An 18,822-nucleotide genomic window follows, 5' to 3' on the forward strand; every position below is an offset into this window, starting at 1 on the left:
CAGGCATCCTCGATCCATGGTCTCGCGTGCGTGAGTTACTGCAGATTGACGAACATGCCACCGTCGACAAGAAGCGAAGCGCCGGTGATATACTGCGCCATATCGGATGCCAGAAAGACGATTGGGCCCGCCAAGTCGTCTGGGCGGCCCAATCGCCCCAGGGGAGTACGACTCACCATGTACTGGCGCTTCTCTTCGTCAGCCAGGTCATCCTTGTTAATGTCAGTCTCAATAGTGCCTGGCAATACAGCATTGCAACGGATGCCATAGCCCCCCAAGGCGACGGCACAGGATTGCATCAGCGAGACGAGCCCAGCCTTGGTCGGCGTGTAGTGGGTCTGCATGCCGCCACCGACCAGTGCACTGATGGAACTCACAGCGATGATCGAACCGCCCCGCCCTTGAATCTTCATCTGATTGGCAGCCGCCTGAACGGCGAAAAAGGCTCCATTCAAGTTCGTATCGACCGTTTCTTGATAGAGCTCTTTGGGCATATCGAGAAAGGCATGGAAAGGACAAATACCAGCGTTGTTGACAAAGATATCAACGCCGCCGAAGTGCTTTACTGCGGCATCGACCAATAACTCGCCTGTCTCGGGGTCACCTGCTGGGGCTCCTATAGCACAGGCACGACGTCCTAATGCCTCGATCTCGGCGATCAAAGCCTCGACACCGGGGCGACTGGATTCACTACCGCTGTAGCCAATGACTACGTTGGCCCCCTGGCGAGCACACTCCAGAGCCGCGGCACGCCCGATACCTCGGGAAGCCCCGGTGATGATGACGGATTTCTCATTGAGCAGCATAACGGCTCCTGAATCTGACAATGGCTCCCTGCCTTTGGCAACGAAACTTACAGGCAGGATAAGGTTGGCTTAAAGGCGATAAATACGCCGGGCATTCTCTACAAATAGTGCTTGCACCTCACTTGACGAAGCATCGGCCACAATCTCGGCGTAGGCTTTCCAGATCGTTGGGTAAGAGGCATACAGGCTGTCTACCGGAAAGTTGGAAGCAAACATGCTTCTGTCCACACCAAAGGCATCAATAGCCTCAAGGATCAGGGGGCGGAGGCTACCAACTGTCCAGTGATGATCCAGCATGCCGAACCCGCTGAGCTTGAGGCTGACATTGTCACACGCGGCCAGGCGACGAAGCCCATCACGCCATTCTCGCCAACCGGTCATGTGATGACGGTCTACGTACATACCAGCATGATTCAATATTATCGGGACTTCAGGATGATCCTCGGCAAGACGTGCCGCCTGTGACATCTGCGAGGGATAGATTTGTAGGTCAAAGGAAAGCTCGTAGCGCGCCAATAGAGCAAAATTGGCGCACCAGGTCGGCTCACCCATGTAATGACGACCGACATAGTCATACAGCGGATCGGCATGGACATTGAGGATCTGACGCACGCCTCGTACCTTCTCGGAGGCCTGACACTGCGCCGCGAGTTGCTCATCGGCATCCTGCCGCGACAGATCAGCACCTACTACCAGGGCAGATGGCAGCCTCGGCGCTCGTCCTTCCTCAATGCGCCCAGCCAACCAGTGGGTTTCGGCCAGTGGATCGACGGCATCGGCCTCAATGTGAACCGCACCGAGAAGTTCGATGTCGCCTGCGTCAACCAAAAGATCTTCCGGGCCGTAGTCCCGTGCCATCGGTGTGTAGTCACCAAGCAAGTTAGGCGATGGATGATCAAGCCAGGGCTGATTGCCCTGGCCAAGATTCCAGAAATGCACATGAGGGTCGATCACTTGCATCAGAGCTCTCCGGGATGGAACGCAAATACCTGGTCGAGTGGCACGCTGACAGGGGCATGGTCCTCGTATGTTTCCATGATATCGGCCATGTACTCCCACCAGCGACGCATTACCGGAAGGTCGGATAGCGCATCGACATGGTGATCTTCTCTTGAAAACATGATGGCAAATAAGTGACAGGTCTCGTGATCCAAGAAGATACGATAGTCTTCAATACCCGCCTCCTCTAACGCCGCCGCGAGCTCAGGCCACAATGTTTGATGCCGGCGCCAATACTCGGCTTCCTGTCCCTTATGTAGGTTCATGCGAAACGCGTGGATCGGCATCTTTAGCCTCCTTTAACTCTCGTGATCAGCTAACTCAGTGAGTGTAGGGACGCGCGAGCTCGCACTCGGGATTCAAACGAACCCCAAAACCAGGCTTATCCAACTTTGAGACTGACATGCGGCCGTTTTCCGGGACCGGCTCGTCGAGCAGCAGTGGATTGAACATCGGCACTACTTCATCTGCCTTGGGCGCCATCATCAAAAACTCAGCGAAGGGACTATTGTGACGAGTGATCACGAAGTGATAGCTGTAAACCGAGGAGCCATGGGGAACCACCAGCTTGTTGTGGGCATCCGCCAGCGCTGAGATCTTGATCAACTCAGTGATGCCACCACACCACCCGACGTCAGGTTGGATCACATCACAGCAATCCATCTCCATAAGCATCCGGAATCCCCAGCGCGTGGCTTCATGTTCGCCGGTATTGACCAACATGCCCTTAGGCACATCTCGCTTGAGCTGGGCATATCCCCAATAGTCGTCAGGCGGAAGCGCCTCCTCGATCCATTTCAGACCATATTCCCGTGCACCTTGAGCCAGACGAGTCGCGTAGTTGAGATCAAGGCTCATCCAGCAGTCATACATCAGCCAGAAATCTTCGCCCACAGCACTACGCATCTCAGCCAAGTGCTCGAGATTACGTCGCAGTCCTTCTTCCCCCTCAGCAGGACCATGAATCAACGGCATCTTCCCGCCAATGAACCCCATGTCCTTAGCAAGATCAGGCCGTGCACCAGTGGCGTAAAAAGTCAGCTCGTCACGCACCGGGCCACCCAATAGTTGATGCACTGGCTCGCCACGCACTTTCCCCAGTAGATCCCATAGCGCTAGGTCAACACAGGAAATGGTGTTGATCACGACACCTTTGCGGCCATAAAACAGCGTGGCGTTGAACATCTGATCCCAGATCTTCTCAATATCAGTGACTCGCTGGCCTTCAATAAAACGAGCCAAGTGCTTCTCAACGATCCATGCACCGATCTCGCCACCAGTCGTCACCCCGAAACCGACGGTCCCATCGCTGGCTTCCAGTTCGACGACCAGGGTGCCGAGCACATTGAGCCCGAAGCTACGACGATTCATACGGTACTCAGGATACTTGCTCATTGGCGTAGCAATCTGGGAATCGATCCAGTGCCCTTCAGTCTGATCGTGATAATCCGCCCCACCGCCTCGGACAGTAAAGGCGCGGACTTGCTTGATAACAACCTCACTCATGAACTTCTCCTCTAGGGCTGAATGCAAAGAGATACTGAGAGAAGTTCTACCCAAGAGTCTTGAGTGAGACCAATGAGATTCACGCTTCTCCTGATACCTTTTCGGTATCGGAACGATGAACCCCGCATGCTAGGCTGGTTGTCGGTGGCAGCTTAACCGCGGCTGGCCTTTGGTTGCACGACCAATGTCGCAGTCTAAAAACCTTGATCCGACGTCATAACGGATAGGTATCGATAAGGAGCACAATGGAAGGCTATCAGGCACTACTGGCAAGACTGCGCTACAAACATCTTTTATTGGTAGCAACACTGGGACGATTGCGTAATTTGCATCAAACCTCGACCGCTATGCACATGTCACAGCCGGCTGCTACCAGAATGCTCGGCGAGATTGAGAAAGTATTTGGCTGTCGGCTATTCGAACGGGGGGCTCGCGGGATGACGCCTACCACTATAGGTGAAATGCTCATCGACTTTGCCAACAATGCGCTCACACGCCTAGATCGCTGTGCCGAGGAAATTAATCGTTATCAGCTCGGTGGTCGTGGACAACTCACTGTAGGGACCATCATGGGAGCTGCACCGGATCTCGTCGCAAAGGCCGTGATTACGATGAAGCGCGACCGCCCCATGCTTCAGTTCCGCCTAATGGGCGAGACCAGCGACCAGCTCGTTGAATTACTCGAGCAAGGCAAGGTCGACATTGCCATAGCCCGTTATGTCACCTCTATTCAGCATAACCAGTTCGACTTTGAACCACTGGGCAACGAGACGCTTGTTACTGTGGTGCGTAAAGATCACCCTTTATGTCGACAACAGCTTCCACCGTTGGCGAGTCTGATTGAGGAATGGCCTTGGATATTGCAGCCGACTTCTACGCCAGCACGACAGGCACTGGAGAAAGAATTCGAAGCGGCTGGCCTAGTGTCACCCCGCGATATCATCGAATGTGGTTCGATCTTTGCCGCTTTACAACTAGTACAGCAAAGTGATTGCTTGATGGTGATGGCAGAGACCGTATTACGTGATCATTTAGATGCAAATCTGATTACTCGTCTATCGCTATCACTGGGTCGCACTCTAGCCCCTTTTGGTCTACTAACGCGAAAAAACACTATATATGAAGAACCAGTCAACGAGTTTTGTGAAATATTGCGCCAAACGGCTGTCGATTGGCCATCAGCCTGATAACAAATGCGGCCTTCACATTAGAAGCAGATACACTTACAATTTCTAATAATATCTTAATTACACTCTGACCAACAATTATCTTACAAAATAATAGATACACAAGCAAAACAACTCGACTACTGACCATTGATTAAAATACGAAAAGAAGTGAAATATTTTGAGAAAAATCAATGGCGATAATAGAGCATATAGCTTGCTATATTCATATACATCGCCCTTAACTTCGTTTGAGAGCAAAAATAATTCTGCTTCAAATGCTGCAAGTTACTCTTCAATGAGAGATACAAGTAAGACTAAACCAAGCACGGAAGGACATGCTTTGGACAGCTTATTCTAGATAGCGCAGCACATCGTCAGTTTTTACGTTTTTTTTACGCCAATACTTCTAGAACACCGTAGATTTTTTACGCCTCACCTTTCTAAGCTTGCCTTATCCATCAAGGAGACAAGGCAATGCAAATACTGTTACTCGTAATATCCATGGCGCTAGGGGGTTATCTCCTCGCTGCTTTACTCTGGCCGGAACGGTTCTAGGGGAGGCACCATGAACGAGGTAATACTCTGCTATGTGCTGGTCATTGGGCTAGCGCTTCCTCTGGGTCATTACATGGCCCGTTCCTTGGATACTGAGTCCAAGGCCCCCTTTGACAACTTCTTCGGCCCCATCGAGGCGATACTGTATCGCTTGTCAGGAGTAGATGTCCGATGCGAAATGACTTGGCATGGCTATGCTTGGGCCGTAACAAAACTACACGTCATACTGATTCTACTGGCTTGGGTCGTATTCATGTCACAAGACATGCTACCGCTAAATCCAGACGGGATACCCGGCATGCCATGGGATACAGCGCTTCACACAGCCGTCTCTTTTGCCACCAATACAAATCAGCAGCATTACTCGGGCCAGGCTCACCTATCATACCTTAGCCAGACTCTCGCCGTCGTGACTCTGCAGTTCATTACACCGGCAACGGCTCTCGCAGTGCTGTTGGCGATAGCGCGCATTCTCTTCAAGAAGCCATCGACTATCGCAGCCTCAGATGGGAATAGCACAGTGGTCAGCTTGGGCAATTATTATCGCGATCTCATGCGTACATTATTGCGTGTCATGCTACCAGTCGCCATCGTGGTCGCACTGTTACTGTCGTGGCAAGGCGTGCCTAGTACCTATCAAGGTGCACAAACGCTAGAGCCACTGGACAGCCAGGTCACCACCACTCAAGTCATTCCACTCGGCCCAGTCGCCTCGATGGTCGCTATCAAGCAGCTCGGCACTAACGGGGGTGGCTGGTATGGCGCGAACTCAGCCGTACCGCTGGAAAACCCCACCCCACTTTCCAACATGATTGAGACGGTTTCAATATTGCTGATCCCGATGGCTCTGCTTGTGGCTATTAGCATCCTGACGGGGCGACATAAGCTGATGCTCGGCATTGCCTTTATTATGCTTACTTTTTCTATTGTCTCGACAACATCAACAATCCTCTCGGAACGATCACCCAACGCCGCTTTTATAGGGCTATCTACTCCCGGCGCCTCCAACATGGAGGGAAAGGAGGTACGCTTCGGCCATGACATGTCGGCGCTGTGGGCTAGTTGGACGACACAAACTTCCAATGGCTCAGTCAATGCCATGCATGACAGCTTCAATCCATTGGGTGGCGCAATAACATTAATGGACATGTTCGTTAATGTAACCTTTGGCGGCATCGGAGTCGGTCTGATTGGCTATTTCCTCTACCTCATGTTGGCGGCTTTCATCGGTTCGCTGATGATCGGGCGAGCGCCGGAAATATTAGGTAAGCCCCTGGAAGCTCGTGAGATACGCTGGATCTCGCTGGCAATCCTCGCTCAGCCACTGGTGATTCTCAGTTTAACGGCGCTGACGGTATCTTTCCCTGATTTAGCTATCAGCTCTAACCCGGGATTTCACGGCCTGACTCAAATCCTTTACGAATATACCTCATCGTTCGCTAACAATGGTTCTGGATTTGAGGGTTTGGCTGACGACTCTCTCTGGTGGAATCTCACTGGCGTAGTCGCGCTTCTGATAGGACGCTTTCTCCCCCTCTTTGCTCCATTAGCGATCGCAGCCTGGCTTTCAGCTAAACGTACTGCCCCCTCTGGACGCGGCAGCTTGGATATGGAAAGCGGCGCCTTCGTCGGTCTCACAGCGGGTGTGATTGTCATCGTCAATCTTCTGGGCTTCCTGCCTGTACTCATGCTTGGCCCTGTGGCCGAACAACTTACTCTCGGCTTCTGAGGAGAAGGTTCGTATGTCTACTGCATCACAAACGCCTCGTTCTTCACACCGCGAAGATTGGCGACCTGATTGGAGCAATCTGGTCAAAGAGATGTTCCTCAGGCTAGCGCCACGAGCCATGTCCCGAAACCCAGTAATGGCCGTAGTCGGTGTAGGTACCCTGGTCTGCGGCCTATATACAGTGCTGGCTGCTACTCAAGGCAAGAATCTCGTTTTTTCGTTGGCCGTCACACTAGTACTGCTCGCGACCCTATTGTTCGCTAATGGAGCGGAAGCCTTAGCAGAATCACGAGGAAAAGCGCACGCTGGCAGCCTGCGGGCAACACGAGGTCAACTCAAGGCACGTAAGCAGGAAAAGGATGGTAGTGAAACCATGGTGGCCGCCGATACGCTGCGCCGTGGTAATTACGTTAGGGTCATTGCCGGCGAGTTAATTCCAGCCGATGGCGAAATCATTGAGGGCGCAGGCTCCATCAATGAATCTGCCGTCACCGGTGAGTCTGCACCGGTATTACGAGAATCCGGTACCGATAACAGCGGAGTTAGTGCCGGTACTAAGTTGCTCTCTGACGAGCTGGTGATAGAGGTCAGTGTCAATCCAGGCGAGTCACTCCTGGATCGTATGATCGCCCTTGTGGAAGGTGCCAACCGTCAGAAAACGCCAAGTGAATTAGCTTTATCAGTATTGATTACTACCCTCACACTGATTTTTCTGATTGTCATTGTCACCTTGGTGCCCATGGCAGAATTTGTCGGTATCACACCATCGCCAGTCATGTTGGTGGCACTGCTGGTATGTCTAATACCAACCACCATTGGCGGATTGTTACCGGCCATCGGTATTGCCGGGATGGAGCGGGCAATGCGCGCCAACCTCATTGCCAAATCGGGCAAGGCCGTCGAAATTGCTGGTAGCATCGATACTCTGCTGCTCGACAAGACCGGCACTATTACGCTAGGTGACCGCCAAGCTACTGAATTCACTCCTTGTGATAATGTTCCCAACGATCGGTTACGTGATATCGCGTTCCTGTGCTCGCTGGATGACCCCACACCGGAAGGGAAGTCCATTGTCAATCTGGCTCGTGATAAGGGTGCCGCACTCTCTCTAGATAATCGAGCCACATTCATACCCTTCTCGGCCTCGACACGCCTTTCCGGCATCGATTCTCCCGATGGTAGACAGCTACGAAAAGGCGCTACGAATGCCATCGCGACGTTCGTACAAGAACAGGGCGGCCATGTACCTGCCTCGTATCAGCGTCTTATAGAGCGTATTTCTCGCGATGGGGCTACGCCACTAGCAGTAGCCGAAAACGACCAACTGTTAGGGATCATCGCCTTATCCGATGTTATTAAGGACGGTATCGCGGAACGCTTTGCCCAGCTTCACGAGATAGGAGTCAAGACGGTGATGATCACCGGCGATAACCCAATCACGGCAGCAGCGATCGCAGCAGAAGCTGGGGTAGACGATTACGTAGCGGAAGCCACCCCAGAGCGCAAACTGGAGATCATTCGAAAGGAGCAGGCTTCGGGACGCTTGGTGGCAATGATGGGGGATGGCACGAACGACGCTCCGGCACTGGCCCAGGCCGATCTTGGCCTAGCCATGAATTCAGGTACCCAAGCAGCCCGTGAAGCCGGCAATATGGTGGATCTCGATTCTGATCCAGGCAAACTCCTGAGTGCGGTAGAGATCGGCAAGCAGCTACTCATTACCCGAGGGGCGCTGACTACTTTTTCGCTCGCCAATGATATCGCCAAGTATTTCGTCATATTGCCAGCACTCTTTGCCGCCAATATCCCGGCCCTACAAGCTCTGAACGTCCTCGAGCTGCATTCACCGCAGACTGCTGTGTTATCCGCTGTGATCTTCAATGCTCTCGTCATCCCGGCACTGGTGCCGTTTGCGTTGCGAGGCGTACGCTTTAACGTCTCTTCAGCGACAGAACTGCTTCGTCGAAACCTGCTGATCTATGGACTCGGTGGTATCTTGCTGCCCTTCCCTGCAATCAAGCTGCTCGACATGCTAATGGCTAGCTTTTACTAGGAGTTCGATCATGAACGCTATACCTATGACACGTATTTCAATGCTAGCGTCGCTGCGGCTAGTGATTGTACTGGCCAGCTTACTGGGATTGTTTTACCCCTTTGTGGTTACAACGTTAAGTGGCACCTTCTTTCCCCACCAAGCGACTGGCAGTATGCTATATGGTCCTCAGGGTAAGGTGGTGGGCTCAACGCTGGTGGGCCAGTCATTCAGGGGGGCCGAGTACTTTCATGGGCGTCCTTCAGCAGCCGAGAATGCCCCTAACGAAGTCTCAGGCTCCAACCTTGCACCGAGTAACCCCGCCTTACGAGCACGTGCTCTAGAGGAGGTACACCAACTGCATTTGCGCGATGGGCTTAAGCCTGGAGAAATCCCTATCGACTTGCTGGCCGCATCGGGTTCAGGTATCGACCCGCACATCTCTCCTGCTGCCGCCATGGCTCAAGTCCCTAGGATCAGCCGGGAGCGGGGTCTACAAGCATCGTCGATAAAACAGGCGATTCAGGCGGCAACTCAGTACGAAGGCTTTCTTGGCAGACCTTCCGTTAATGTCCTGACTTTGAATCTTGCCCTGGATACAGGTGCACTCGAGGGTACCTCAGATGAGCTACAAGAATACGACGAGTGACACCACGATTTCACGCCCTACCCCAGAAGCTTTTCTAAAGATCGCGCGCCAAGAGGGGCGCGGTCATCTACGAATTTTCCTCGGCGCCGCCCCTGGTGTCGGGAAGACGAGCGCCATGCTCCGAGCGGCCCATGAGCGAGCCGCCGAAGGCGAGAATATCGTGATAGGAGTTATTGAGTCTCATGGGCGGACGGAGACTGAGCAACTCTGCCATGGCCTCGACCGCATTTCGCTCGTTACGCGAGAACATCGGGAACATCAGTTTCAGGAGTTCGATTTAGATGCCACTCTCGAACACGCACCAGCAATCGTATTGGTCGATGAATTAGCCCATCGCAATATACCCGGCGGCCGTCATCCACGTCGCTATCAAGATATCGAGGAGCTTCTCGATATAGGCATTGATGTCTGGACAACTCTGAATGTCCAGCATATCGAAAGCTTGAATGACGCTGTTGCTCGTATCACTAACATTCGAATGCGCGAAACGATTCCTGATTCTCTCATTACCCGCGCCCGCGATATTACACTCATCGATTTGACACCCGAAGAGCTTATCCAACGACTAAAGCAGGGCAAAGTCTATATTCCCGAGCAAGCACGCGCGGCGTTAGACGGGTTCTTCAACATAGCGAATCTAACCGCACTGCGCGAGCTAGCGATGCAGACCATGGCAGAACGCATCGAGAACGATGTACGCGATTCCATGGGCATACATGGCGTACCTGGCCCATGGCCGGTACGTCCAAAAATTCTCGTTGCCTTGAGAGGCAGCACCGATGATGCCACTCTGATTCGTGCAACCCACCGTATGGCTGAACGAGGTAACGCTACTTGGCAAGCTGTGTATGTGGACATAGGCAATGCCGATTCTTCAGAACGCTCGGAACTTGAGAAAAGTAGCCAGTTGATCGAGCGCCTCGGTGGCGAAATTACTGTATTGTCCGGAGAAAGCCGTGTTGGCGAGCTACTTGATTATGCTCGTCGTCTAAATGTTACCACTCTCATGGTCAGTCGTTCTGAGAACTCTTTTTGGTGTAACTGGCAGCGCTCCTTCAGCAAACAACTTTTGCGGAAAGCTCATGAGTTCGACCTGATCGTCATCGCCGAAACTGAGCGATATAAGCCCTTGCATCGTATGAAGCGATCACTAGCACGATTGTCTATTCGTGAATGGCTCCTTCCAATATGTATATTGCCTATCACGCTGGGCTTGTCATTACTTATCGATCATATGATGACACTTGCGAATCTATCGCTAATCTTCTTGACAGGGGTGCTAGTAACAGCTGTCTATAGTGGCACACGGTCTGCCATGCTTAGCGCTCTACTCAGCTTTCTGGTTTATAACTTCTTTTTCACCGAGCCTCGTTACACCCTAGCGATGAGCCATCGGGATCAATTTATTACAGTATTCTTCTTTCTTGTCGTAGCCCTGATTGGTGGCCAATTGGCAGGACGAGCTCGTCGTCAATTAGTTGCCTTGCGGGAAAGCCGTGACCAAACTCAGCGACTTTTGCAGTTCTCACGTGCTTTAGCAGTAGCAGCAGATCACGCCAGTGTCCGTACTATTGGCATGAGCACTCTAGCCGATTGGTTACAAGTCCCCACAGTCTACCTAGAACTAAGTCCAGAAGATGAAGCTCCGCAAGTGACTGAGTCATATCCCGGCTTGATAACGCTGGATAATACCGCCAAGCAAGCGGCTGCGTGGTCTTATCATCAACGGAGGCGGAGTGGCCACGGATCTCACACACTAGCGATCCAGCGGTGGCGATTTATCCCATTGGTCGAGGGAGATACTACTCTAGGGGTCGTCGGGTTGGCTCTAGGAGACAGGGAGGCCCCGCTCGACCATAGTCAGGAAATTTTGACCGATACTCTGATCAACCAGCTGAGCATGGCTCTCGGACGAACACGACTGGTCAATGACCTTGGTACAGCGAAATTGGCGGAGGAGAATGAACGGCTACGCTCAGCCTTGCTCTCCTCTGTATCTCACGATCTACGTACTCCTCTAGCATCTATCATAGGGTCAGCCAGCTCTCTGAGAGATCTCGACGACCAGCTCTCCCAAGATGACAAGCGCGAACTGCTCGACGGAGTACTGAGTGAAAGCGAGCGTCTGAACCGCTATATTCAGAACCTGTTGGACATGACGCGTTTAGGCCATGGCTCTTTGAAAATCGAACGAGATTGGGTCAGCCTCAGCGATCTGATCAATGCCGCCTTGAACCGCTTGGGGTCAGCACTAAGTGATATCAGAGTCGAGCGAGACTGGGCCGATAACTTGCCCCTACTCTATGTTCATCCCGCGCTGATCGAACAGGCACTAGTCAACGTTATCGAGAATGCAGTCCGATTTTCACCTTACGATGGGCGAATCCACATTAATGCCGCCCGCCAGCACGATGATATGATTATCCGTATCACCGACGAAGGACCTGGTATTCCCGAGTACCTGCGCGAACAGGTTTTTGACATGTTCTTTACCGGTGGTGAAGGCGATCGTGGTAAACATGGAAGCGGCTTAGGATTGGCTATTTGCCGAGGTATGATCGGTGCGCATGGTGGCTCTATCGACGCCGAAGCCAATTCAGGAGACACAGGAACTCGTATTGTGATACGCCTACCATTGATTGATTCAGAAGGTATTAAACAGAAGACCGAGGGCGAGCATGGGCGCTGATCATCCCCGCATACTGGTTGTCGACGATGAAATGCAGATTCGGCGATTTTTGCGTATCAGTTTAACCTCACAAGGCTATGTCGTATCCGAAGCTGAAACAGGTGGCTTAGGACTACTCATGGCTATGAGTGACAAACCAGATCTTGTCTTGCTTGATCTAGGCTTGCCCGATATTGATGGCCAGGAAGTGCTTCGCACTATCCGCGATCAAAGCGATATTCCAGTCGTAGTCGTCTCGGTCCGTGCCTCAGAGAATGAAAAGGTCGCATGCCTCGATGCCGGTGCCAATGACTACATCACCAAACCCTTTGGCATTCAGGAACTTCTCGCTAGAGTTAGGGCAGTACTGCGACAGCGTCGTATTGTTAGCCAAGTAGATATTTCGCAACGTCTGCAAGCGGGTGAACTGATCATAGACCTCGAAACACGAAGAGTGACACTCTCCGACTGCCCGATCAAACTCACTCCCAAGGAATACGCTGTGCTCACCATGCTCACTGAGCATCCGGGTCGTGTTATTACTCAGACACAACTTCTCAAGCAAATCTGGGGCCCGATACATGTAGCAGACACTCATTATCTCAGAATCGTAATCAGCAAACTTCGACATAAACTCGGCGACTCTTCTGACAACCCCCAATTTATTCAAACAGAACCGGGAGTAGGATATCGACTATCAGATTTATAAACACCTTATAAGAGTAGAGCATCACATGCTAAAATCATCAAACTTTATCAAACCATTTATCCTACGCTATTTACTTTACACTATACAATAGATTACAGTCACTATACTCATGACAGTAACCCGCTCATATCTAGATTTTAAACTCCTACTTGAATTGCTTTCATAAAAACCTTGGAAAGCCATTAATCCGATACGCTATACCATGGCCCATAGTTAAAAATCTCGTTTAGCATAACTAAAAGCTAAGCCTTTACTACTGTAGGCATACAGTCTATAAGAAAACAATAAGCAACCTTGGAGCTTATCAATGAAAACAGACTCTAATAAAAGACCTCACTCTGAACAAGACTTTAAATCTCGCCATCTTGTTCACGAAGAACTTCCTCAAGCGCACGAAGATTCGTTAATCAGAGTCTTACACAAGATTATTCGAATTGGAGTTAAAATTCTAGCTTTTCTTATGGTGTTGGTAATCATCTGGGGTGACATTAACATCCTTTATGTGCCATACCAACAATTAGTTTCTGCTCCTTTCCTCTTGCTGGAGGTCAGTGATATATTTTGTCTTATTGCCGCTTTCATGGTAGTGTTAATTGCTATTGAAATATTTGTCAATATTCGATTTTATTTGGGGACAGATGTTTTTCCTTTGCAACTGGTAATCGCGCAGCCTTGATGGCTATTGCGAGAAAAGTAATCATCATGGACTTCAACACCATTTCTGCTCAGTATATTTATGCAACTTCTGCTGTCATCATCTCTTTAGGAATCGCTTATTGACTGGTGGCACACAAAAAAATAATGCTGCTCCGACATCAGCGCCTCGCCTTAATCAGCGGCGCCTTGCCTGCCCGCTCAGATCGAAGTCTGCGAACCCAATACTCCATGGTGGATTTGCTCCACCATGGCCTCACACGCCGCCTTCAGCGTGTAACCCTGGCAGACCACGAATTGGGCGACTCCAAACGGAATTCCGGGCTAAGCCTTCTTTTTTCGTCATCAGTCGCTTCGAAAACTCCGTCAACTCCTTCAGGGCTCATTAGTGACAGAGGCAAGCTCATTTCTGGTGGTCTACCAAGCAGGATATATCAGAAGTGACGCTTCAGGATGTGGCAGGTATCATCCCCAGCCCGTTCATCGCAGCCGAGGGAGGTTTCCATGCCGATCCTGCACAGCATCATTCACCGTATCGACAAGGGCAATAGCGAGACGCCGGCCCAGCTGGTGCCTGCCGCCACCGCCCTGCCGGCATCCGATGCACTGGAGGATCTGGTGTCCGGGCTCAATGATGCCTACCACGGCAAGGCCAAGAACTGGGGCCGTTTCAATGAAGACGCGCCTGCTGCCTTCCCCGCCGAGCTGGCGTCTTTCCTCGCAGGTGATACCGATTTCTCGAGCCTGACCCAGACGCTTGCCAGTCGACTCATGCCGTTGATCGATGACAACCTCCCGACAGGCGGCCATCTGCTGGTGGTGGATCACCAACAGGGTGAGACGCGTCATCTGTTCATGGCGTTGCTGCACCATCGTGATGGCTTCGCGATCGACGAGTCCCTCGCGGTAACGCCCGCCCGACAGCTCAACATGACCCAGATGTCGCTGGCCGCACGACTGGATATCAGTCAGTGGCAAGGCAGTTCGACGTCTCACCCCTATCTGTCCTGGGCGCGCGATCGCGGACGCACCAAGCTCGCCGAAGCTTTCGCCGAGACGCTGGGCGCACAGGAGCAGCGGGATGCCGGCCAGGAAACCCGCACCCTGCTCAAGGCGTTCAGCGACTATGTCGAGAAGGAAGACATGGCCGAGGAAGCCAGCCGGCAGAAGACCGACACCCTGGTCGATTACGCCACCGATCAGGCCAAGCTCGGCGAGCCGATCACGCTGGATCAGCTGTCAGAGCTGATCGATGAAGAGCACCCGCAAGCCTTCTACGACCACATTCGCAACAGTGACTATGGGCTGTCACCGGAAATCCCGCCGGACAAGAAGACGCTCAACCAGTTCAAGCGTTTCACCGGGCGCGCCGCGGGCGTCTCGATCAGCTTTGACTCGCACCTGCTGGGCGACTCGGTGGAATACGATGAAGCGAGTGACCGTCTGATCATCAAACAGGTCCCGACGGGCCTGCGTGATCAGCTCAAGCAGCGCTGAGCCATGCCAACTGGCAGCTGACGCGAACAGAGGTGCTCTGACCCGCCAGCAGTGCATCATAACGACAAGGGCCCGCTGCTGATGCAGCGGGCCCTTGTCGTCTACCTCTGTCTTTCTGCGCTCTTCGTCCTTCTGCGCTCTCTGTCCTTCTCGCTTGCCAAATGGCAGTGGCGGGTCACGCCACGCTCTTGAAGCGCCCCTGCACGATACGGTCAATCACCATGGCGCACAGCAGTATGGCGATACCGGCCAACAATCCTTGCCCCTTGGCGGCGTACTGCAGCGCCATCAGCACATCAGACCCCAAGCCCTCGGCACCGATCAGGGAGGCGATGACCACCATCGACAGGCACATCAGAATCGTCTGATTGACCCCTGTCATGATGTTGGGCATCGCCAAGGGAATCTCGACATCGAGCAGCAGCTTGCGTCGCGTGCAGCCGAAGGCCAATGCCGCCTCCACGATGGTGGGTGGCACCTGACGAATCCCCAATGCCGTCAGTCTGACGACCGGTGGCAGCCCGAAGATGATGGTCGCCATGATCCCCGGTGGCTTGCCGGTCCCGAAGAACGCGATGATGGGTATCAGATAGACGAAGGCAGGCATGGTCTGCATGAAGTCCAGCACGGGCTCTGTGACGGCATGCGCGTACCGATTCTTGGCACACCAGATGCCAAGCGGGACACCGATGAGCACGCAGATCGTGGCGGCGGCCCCGAGCAGCGCTATCGTCGACATGCTCTTTTCCCAGAAGCCCAGGAATGCCAGGTAGCCCAGGGCCGCTGCGGTGAAGATGGCGACTCTGGGCCCCGCCAGACGCCAGGCCATGACCAGCGTCAGGATCATGATCACCGGCCAGGGCGTATCGACCAGAATGACTTCAAGCGTGTCGAGCAGCAGGCTGATGCCGTTGGCGATGCCGTCAAAGACACTCCCGCCGTGAAGGGCGATGTAATCAAAGACACCGTCGGTCCAGCTGGCCGTAGAAGAATAGATGGCCTGATTGCTGGGGAATGCCAGCAACCAGCTGACCGGCTTCTCAACCGTGTAGCGATAGAGCGTGACCGGGTATATCAGCACCAGGGCAAGCACCCCATAGAAGAGACTCAGCCAGCTGAAACCACTACGTTCCCGCTTGTTTACCCGCCAGCGGCAGTACTTCTTCTCATAGACAGGAATCGCGACCAGACCCTGTACGACCATGATCACCACCAGGGCTACCCCACCCCACAGCATCAACTCATTGCCACCGGAGGCTGAGGCATTGGCCGCCGTCATCATCCTTTCCGCGGCTTGCTGCAGGTTATCCGAGGCACGTTGCAGGGAGTCCGCGTTGGCCGCCCCCGCCTCAAGGGCCACCCTGGCCTTCTCGGCCATTTCCTCTGACTTGGCCATCAAGCCAGTGGCGCGGGAGATCTGTTCTGCCCCAAGCTCCCCCCAGAGGCCCTTGCCGATCTGCACCATCGCCAACAGGCTGGCGATCGCACTCAACCAGAACATGCCCCAGAGATGTCGTGATGCAGCCCACAGTGGGCCAAAGACGGCAGCGGTGACATTGAAGGTCCACGCCATGCCGGTATGTGACTGCACCTTGTGGAATTGTGTCTCGTAGTACTTGCCGTTTCTGTCGGCAAAATTCTGAACCGAATGATCGGTTCCTGATACCGTCGATGGCTTCACGTTATCTTTCATCCTGTTGCCCTCCCCGGATACCCAACAGCAGCCTGTCCTTGGTAATCATGCCGACCTCCTCGCCATCGCTCTGAGTGACGAGTACGGGCAAGTCGCTGGAGGTGGATACCTCGATCAATGCTTCCAGAGACGTCTCTTGTGTGACACGTGGCGCTTGGCGCATCGCATCTGCATCACTGAGCATCTCGACATCAATCTCCTGCATGATCGCGCTGGCCGAGATGAGTTTGAGGTTCGAGATATCCTTGACGAATTCACGTACGTAATCGTCTTCAGGATGCATAACGATCTGCTCAGGCGTTCCCACCTGCACCAGCTGACCATCCTTCATGATGGCGATCCGATCGCCGATACGGATCGCCTCATCCAGGTCGTGAGTGATGAAGATGGTGGTCTTCTTGAGCGTCTTGGTCAGTGATACGAATTGGTCCTGAAGCTCACGGCGAATCAAGGGATCCAGTGCACTGAATGGCTCATCCATCAACAACACTTCTGGGTCACTGGCCAACGCCCTCGCCAAGCCAACACGCTGCTGCATCCCTCCAGAAAGTTGAGACGGATAATAATCCTCATAGCCATCGAGATTGACGAGGGACAGGGCATGTTGGGAGATATCCCAACGCTTGGACTTGGGAATTCCCTGGACCTCGAGCGGAAAGGCGACGTTATCCAGCACACTGCGATGGGGAAGCAATGCCATGTGCTGAAAGACCATGCCAATATTCTTGGCGCGTATATCACGTAATTCATCGCGCGACAGTGTCGCCATGTCTTTGCCAAGCACCTCGATGGTGCCTGAGGTAGGTTCAATGAGCCGATTGAAGTGGCGAATCAAGGTCGACTTGCCACTGCCCGATAACCCCATGATGCAAAATATCTCACCGCGCTCGACGCTGAAGGAGACATCAGAGATCCCGACGACACAGTCGTATCTGTCTCTGACACTGGCTTTGTCCAGATCCTCTTCTTCAATGGCCTTCAAGACATCCGAAGGGTTTTGACCAAAGATTTTCCAGACACCCTCCAGGCGAATGACCGTTTCCTGCATGATGCGTACCCCTTGTCCTGTCGGCAGCGCCGTGACTCTAGCCAAGCCAGTGGGCGAATCCGTGACTGATGCCCTCCCCTCATGGAAAGGCAGGAGTCGTCTCACTTGTCAGTCGATTGTCATGCATGGCGTCACTGCGCAAGCCATGACTCCACAAGATCCGCGTGGTCAGCCACCCATTCATGGGCGTAGGCCTCAGGGTCTTTCTTGTCGACGGTCAGGGCATAACTCATGTCATTGATCTGTTCGAGATCCAGATTTACATGACTCAGAAGGTTCGCGGCAGCAGGTTGCTCGGACTCGAGTTTCTTGGCGTAATGGATATAAAGCGCGGCCTCCGGCCAGGCGCTGTCGGCATTGGACTTCTCCAGCCAATCAGGGTCATCAGTCGGCTGGATGATATGCCAGGTATCCGGGTTATGCGGAGGTTCCTCAAGATGGACCAGGTCATACATCTGGAACATCTGGTGCGGGCTATAACAGAAGAAGACGATCGGCTTGTCAGCCTTGTCTGAGGCAGATAGCTCGGCGACGAACAAGGTTTCGTCCAGCTCGTAGAGCTTCATGGTTTGATCATAGCCATAGCTCTTGGCCTTGATTCTTTCGACCATGCTGGAGGCTGCAGCAGGAGGCCCCGCCCAGAGCTCGCCGTAACCATCCCCGTCACGATCAAATAGCTTCGCCGTCTCGGGATTGGTCAGATCATAGATGGACGAGATGCCATATTGCTCTGATACCTCTCGGGTCACACAGATACCCTGTGTTGCCTCCACTCCATTCATGTCCTGAAGCACGGTGCCGCGCTCCTTGACGTACTTGTCATGCAGACTCTGCTGATTGGGGAGCCACACCTCGGGATGAACGTCGATAGTGCCCTTGTCCATCGCCTCGAAGATGACGGCGTTGGTGCCATTCTGCAGCCCGACATCCAGACCGAGATAATCCTCCATCACGACTTTCAGAATGTGGCTGGTCGCCGCAGCGGTTGGCCAGTTGGGGACGCCCACGGTGACATCTGCAGCGTTTGCCAGGCCACTGGACAGGGAGAGTATCAATGTCGACGTGATATGTTTCATCGGTATCATCACTGCTTCCTTGTATTGTTGTT

17 protein-coding genes are annotated in these 18,822 nt (G+C 53.1%); 10 read left to right on the top strand and 7 right to left on the bottom strand.

Features of this window, described 5'->3' with window-relative positions; all coding sequences use genetic code 11:
• Positions 1-35: 35 nt before the first annotated feature.
• From ACJJV2_RS10550 to rhmD, 4 genes are all read right to left on the bottom strand, one after another.
• Positions 36-806, bottom strand: coding sequence for an SDR family NAD(P)-dependent oxidoreductase (locus ACJJV2_RS10550; protein WP_043334072.1), 771 nt, complete (start codon positions 804-806; stop codon positions 36-38).
• Positions 807-875: 69 nt separating this feature from the next.
• Positions 876-1,766: an amidohydrolase gene (locus ACJJV2_RS10555; RefSeq protein ID WP_043334073.1), complete on the bottom strand. Its 891-nt coding sequence runs from the start codon at positions 1,764-1,766 to the stop codon at positions 876-878.
• Positions 1,766-2,092 carry an L-rhamnose mutarotase gene (locus ACJJV2_RS10560; RefSeq protein ID WP_043334074.1) on the bottom strand — a complete coding sequence of 109 codons (327 nt, stop codon included), beginning with the start codon at positions 2,090-2,092 and terminating at the stop codon, positions 1,766-1,768. Before ACJJV2_RS10560 ends, ACJJV2_RS10555 begins: the two co-directional genes overlap by 1 nt.
• A 34-nt stretch (positions 2,093-2,126) precedes the next feature.
• Complete coding sequence (rhmD, locus tag ACJJV2_RS10565; protein WP_043334075.1) at positions 2,127-3,311, bottom strand: L-rhamnonate dehydratase; 1,185 nt, start codon at positions 3,309-3,311, stop codon at positions 2,127-2,129.
• Positions 3,312-3,556: 245 nt separating this feature from the next.
• Here rhmD and ACJJV2_RS10570 point away from each other — a divergent pair, with 245 nt between their 5' ends.
• The 10 genes from ACJJV2_RS10570 to ACJJV2_RS10615 all read left to right on the top strand — a co-directional run bounded on the left by ACJJV2_RS10570 (position 3,557) and on the right by ACJJV2_RS10615 (position 14,973).
• On the top strand, positions 3,557-4,498 hold the full coding sequence (locus ACJJV2_RS10570; RefSeq protein ID WP_043334076.1) for a LysR family transcriptional regulator: 942 nt from the start codon (positions 3,557-3,559) through the stop codon (positions 4,496-4,498).
• A gap of 456 nt (positions 4,499-4,954) precedes the next feature.
• Positions 4,955-5,035, top strand: coding sequence for a K(+)-transporting ATPase subunit F (gene kdpF, locus ACJJV2_RS10575; protein ID WP_064503340.1), 81 nt, complete (start codon positions 4,955-4,957; stop codon positions 5,033-5,035).
• A gap of 10 nt (positions 5,036-5,045) precedes the next feature.
• Positions 5,046-6,764, top strand: a complete 1,719-nt coding sequence (kdpA, locus tag ACJJV2_RS10580) for a potassium-transporting ATPase subunit KdpA (protein WP_405280597.1) — start codon at positions 5,046-5,048, stop codon at positions 6,762-6,764.
• A 13-nt stretch (positions 6,765-6,777) separates the two neighbouring features.
• Complete coding sequence (gene kdpB / locus ACJJV2_RS10585) at positions 6,778-8,817, top strand: potassium-transporting ATPase subunit KdpB (protein ID WP_405280600.1); 2,040 nt, start codon at positions 6,778-6,780, stop codon at positions 8,815-8,817.
• Positions 8,818-8,827: 10 nt separating this feature from the next.
• Positions 8,828-9,445 carry a potassium-transporting ATPase subunit KdpC gene (gene kdpC, locus ACJJV2_RS10590; protein WP_405280603.1) on the top strand — a complete coding sequence of 206 codons (618 nt, stop codon included), beginning with the start codon at positions 8,828-8,830 and terminating at the stop codon, positions 9,443-9,445.
• Positions 9,420-12,134, top strand: coding sequence for a DUF4118 domain-containing protein (locus ACJJV2_RS10595; protein ID WP_405280606.1), 2,715 nt, complete (start codon positions 9,420-9,422; stop codon positions 12,132-12,134). The genes kdpC and ACJJV2_RS10595 overlap by 26 nt, the downstream gene beginning before the upstream one ends.
• Positions 12,124-12,822, top strand: a complete 699-nt coding sequence (locus ACJJV2_RS10600) for a response regulator (RefSeq protein WP_405280609.1) — start codon at positions 12,124-12,126, stop codon at positions 12,820-12,822. The genes ACJJV2_RS10595 and ACJJV2_RS10600 overlap by 11 nt, the downstream gene beginning before the upstream one ends.
• Positions 12,823-13,129: 307 nt before the next feature.
• On the top strand, positions 13,130-13,498 hold the full coding sequence (locus ACJJV2_RS10605; RefSeq protein WP_405280612.1) for a phosphate-starvation-inducible PsiE family protein: 369 nt from the start codon (positions 13,130-13,132) through the stop codon (positions 13,496-13,498).
• A 26-nt stretch (positions 13,499-13,524) separates the two neighbouring features.
• The gene (locus ACJJV2_RS10610; RefSeq protein ID WP_405280762.1) at positions 13,525-13,602 is read left to right on the top strand and encodes a hypothetical protein; all 78 of its coding nucleotides are present in this window, start codon (positions 13,525-13,527) and stop codon (positions 13,600-13,602) included.
• Positions 13,603-13,980: 378 nt separating this feature from the next.
• A complete protein-coding gene (locus tag ACJJV2_RS10615) occupies positions 13,981-14,973 on the top strand; it encodes a nucleoid-associated protein (protein WP_131431768.1) in 993 nt (330 codons plus the stop codon).
• 175 nt (positions 14,974-15,148) lie between these two features.
• Here the strand turns inward: ACJJV2_RS10615 and ACJJV2_RS10620 are convergent, their stop codons facing one another.
• The 3 genes from ACJJV2_RS10620 to ACJJV2_RS10630 form a co-directional block, all read right to left on the bottom strand.
• Positions 15,149-16,666, bottom strand: a complete 1,518-nt coding sequence (locus ACJJV2_RS10620; RefSeq protein WP_405280616.1) for an ABC transporter permease — start codon at positions 16,664-16,666, stop codon at positions 15,149-15,151.
• Entirely contained in the window at positions 16,656-17,714 is a 1,059-nt protein-coding gene (locus tag ACJJV2_RS10625) for a glycine betaine/L-proline ABC transporter ATP-binding protein (RefSeq protein WP_054556098.1), read from the bottom strand. Before ACJJV2_RS10625 ends, ACJJV2_RS10620 begins: the two co-directional genes overlap by 11 nt.
• Positions 17,715-17,845: 131 nt before the next feature.
• Positions 17,846-18,799 carry a glycine betaine ABC transporter substrate-binding protein gene (locus ACJJV2_RS10630; protein WP_165874018.1) on the bottom strand — a complete coding sequence of 318 codons (954 nt, stop codon included), beginning with the start codon at positions 18,797-18,799 and terminating at the stop codon, positions 17,846-17,848.
• Between the last annotated feature and the right edge of the window lie 23 nt (positions 18,800-18,822).

It is taken from the genome of Cobetia sp. Ld8 (genome assembly GCF_045066615.1).
GTDB lineage: Bacteria > Pseudomonadota > Gammaproteobacteria > Pseudomonadales > Halomonadaceae > Cobetia > Cobetia amphilecti.

Bases quoted from the DNA above. Each gene is read 5' to 3' on its own strand.
- ACJJV2_RS10550 (WP_043334072.1), bottom strand. From the start codon at position 806: ATGCTGCTCAATGAGAAATCCGTCATCATCACCGGGGCTTCCCGAGGT.
- ACJJV2_RS10555 (WP_043334073.1), bottom strand. From the start codon at position 1,766: ATGCAAGTGATCGACCCTCATGTGCATTTCTGGAATCTTGGCCAGGGC.
- ACJJV2_RS10560 (WP_043334074.1), bottom strand. From the start codon at position 2,092: ATGCCGATCCACGCGTTTCGCATGAACCTACATAAGGGACAGGAAGCC.
- rhmD (WP_043334075.1), bottom strand. From the start codon at position 3,311: ATGAGTGAGGTTGTTATCAAGCAAGTCCGCGCCTTTACTGTCCGAGGC.
- ACJJV2_RS10570 (WP_043334076.1), top strand. From the start codon at position 3,557: ATGGAAGGCTATCAGGCACTACTGGCAAGACTGCGCTACAAACATCTT.
- kdpF (WP_064503340.1), top strand. From the start codon at position 4,955: ATGCAAATACTGTTACTCGTAATATCCATGGCGCTAGGGGGTTATCTC.
- kdpA (WP_405280597.1), top strand. From the start codon at position 5,046: ATGAACGAGGTAATACTCTGCTATGTGCTGGTCATTGGGCTAGCGCTT.
- kdpB (WP_405280600.1), top strand. From the start codon at position 6,778: ATGTCTACTGCATCACAAACGCCTCGTTCTTCACACCGCGAAGATTGG.
- kdpC (WP_405280603.1), top strand. From the start codon at position 8,828: ATGAACGCTATACCTATGACACGTATTTCAATGCTAGCGTCGCTGCGG.
- ACJJV2_RS10595 (WP_405280606.1), top strand. From the start codon at position 9,420: ATGAGCTACAAGAATACGACGAGTGACACCACGATTTCACGCCCTACC.
- ACJJV2_RS10600 (WP_405280609.1), top strand. From the start codon at position 12,124: ATGGGCGCTGATCATCCCCGCATACTGGTTGTCGACGATGAAATGCAG.
- ACJJV2_RS10605 (WP_405280612.1), top strand. From the start codon at position 13,130: ATGAAAACAGACTCTAATAAAAGACCTCACTCTGAACAAGACTTTAAA.
- ACJJV2_RS10610 (WP_405280762.1), top strand. From the start codon at position 13,525: ATGGACTTCAACACCATTTCTGCTCAGTATATTTATGCAACTTCTGCT.
- ACJJV2_RS10615 (WP_131431768.1), top strand. From the start codon at position 13,981: ATGCCGATCCTGCACAGCATCATTCACCGTATCGACAAGGGCAATAGC.
- ACJJV2_RS10620 (WP_405280616.1), bottom strand. From the start codon at position 16,666: ATGAAAGATAACGTGAAGCCATCGACGGTATCAGGAACCGATCATTCG.
- ACJJV2_RS10625 (WP_054556098.1), bottom strand. From the start codon at position 17,714: ATGCAGGAAACGGTCATTCGCCTGGAGGGTGTCTGGAAAATCTTTGGT.
- ACJJV2_RS10630 (WP_165874018.1), bottom strand. From the start codon at position 18,799: ATGATACCGATGAAACATATCACGTCGACATTGATACTCTCCCTGTCC.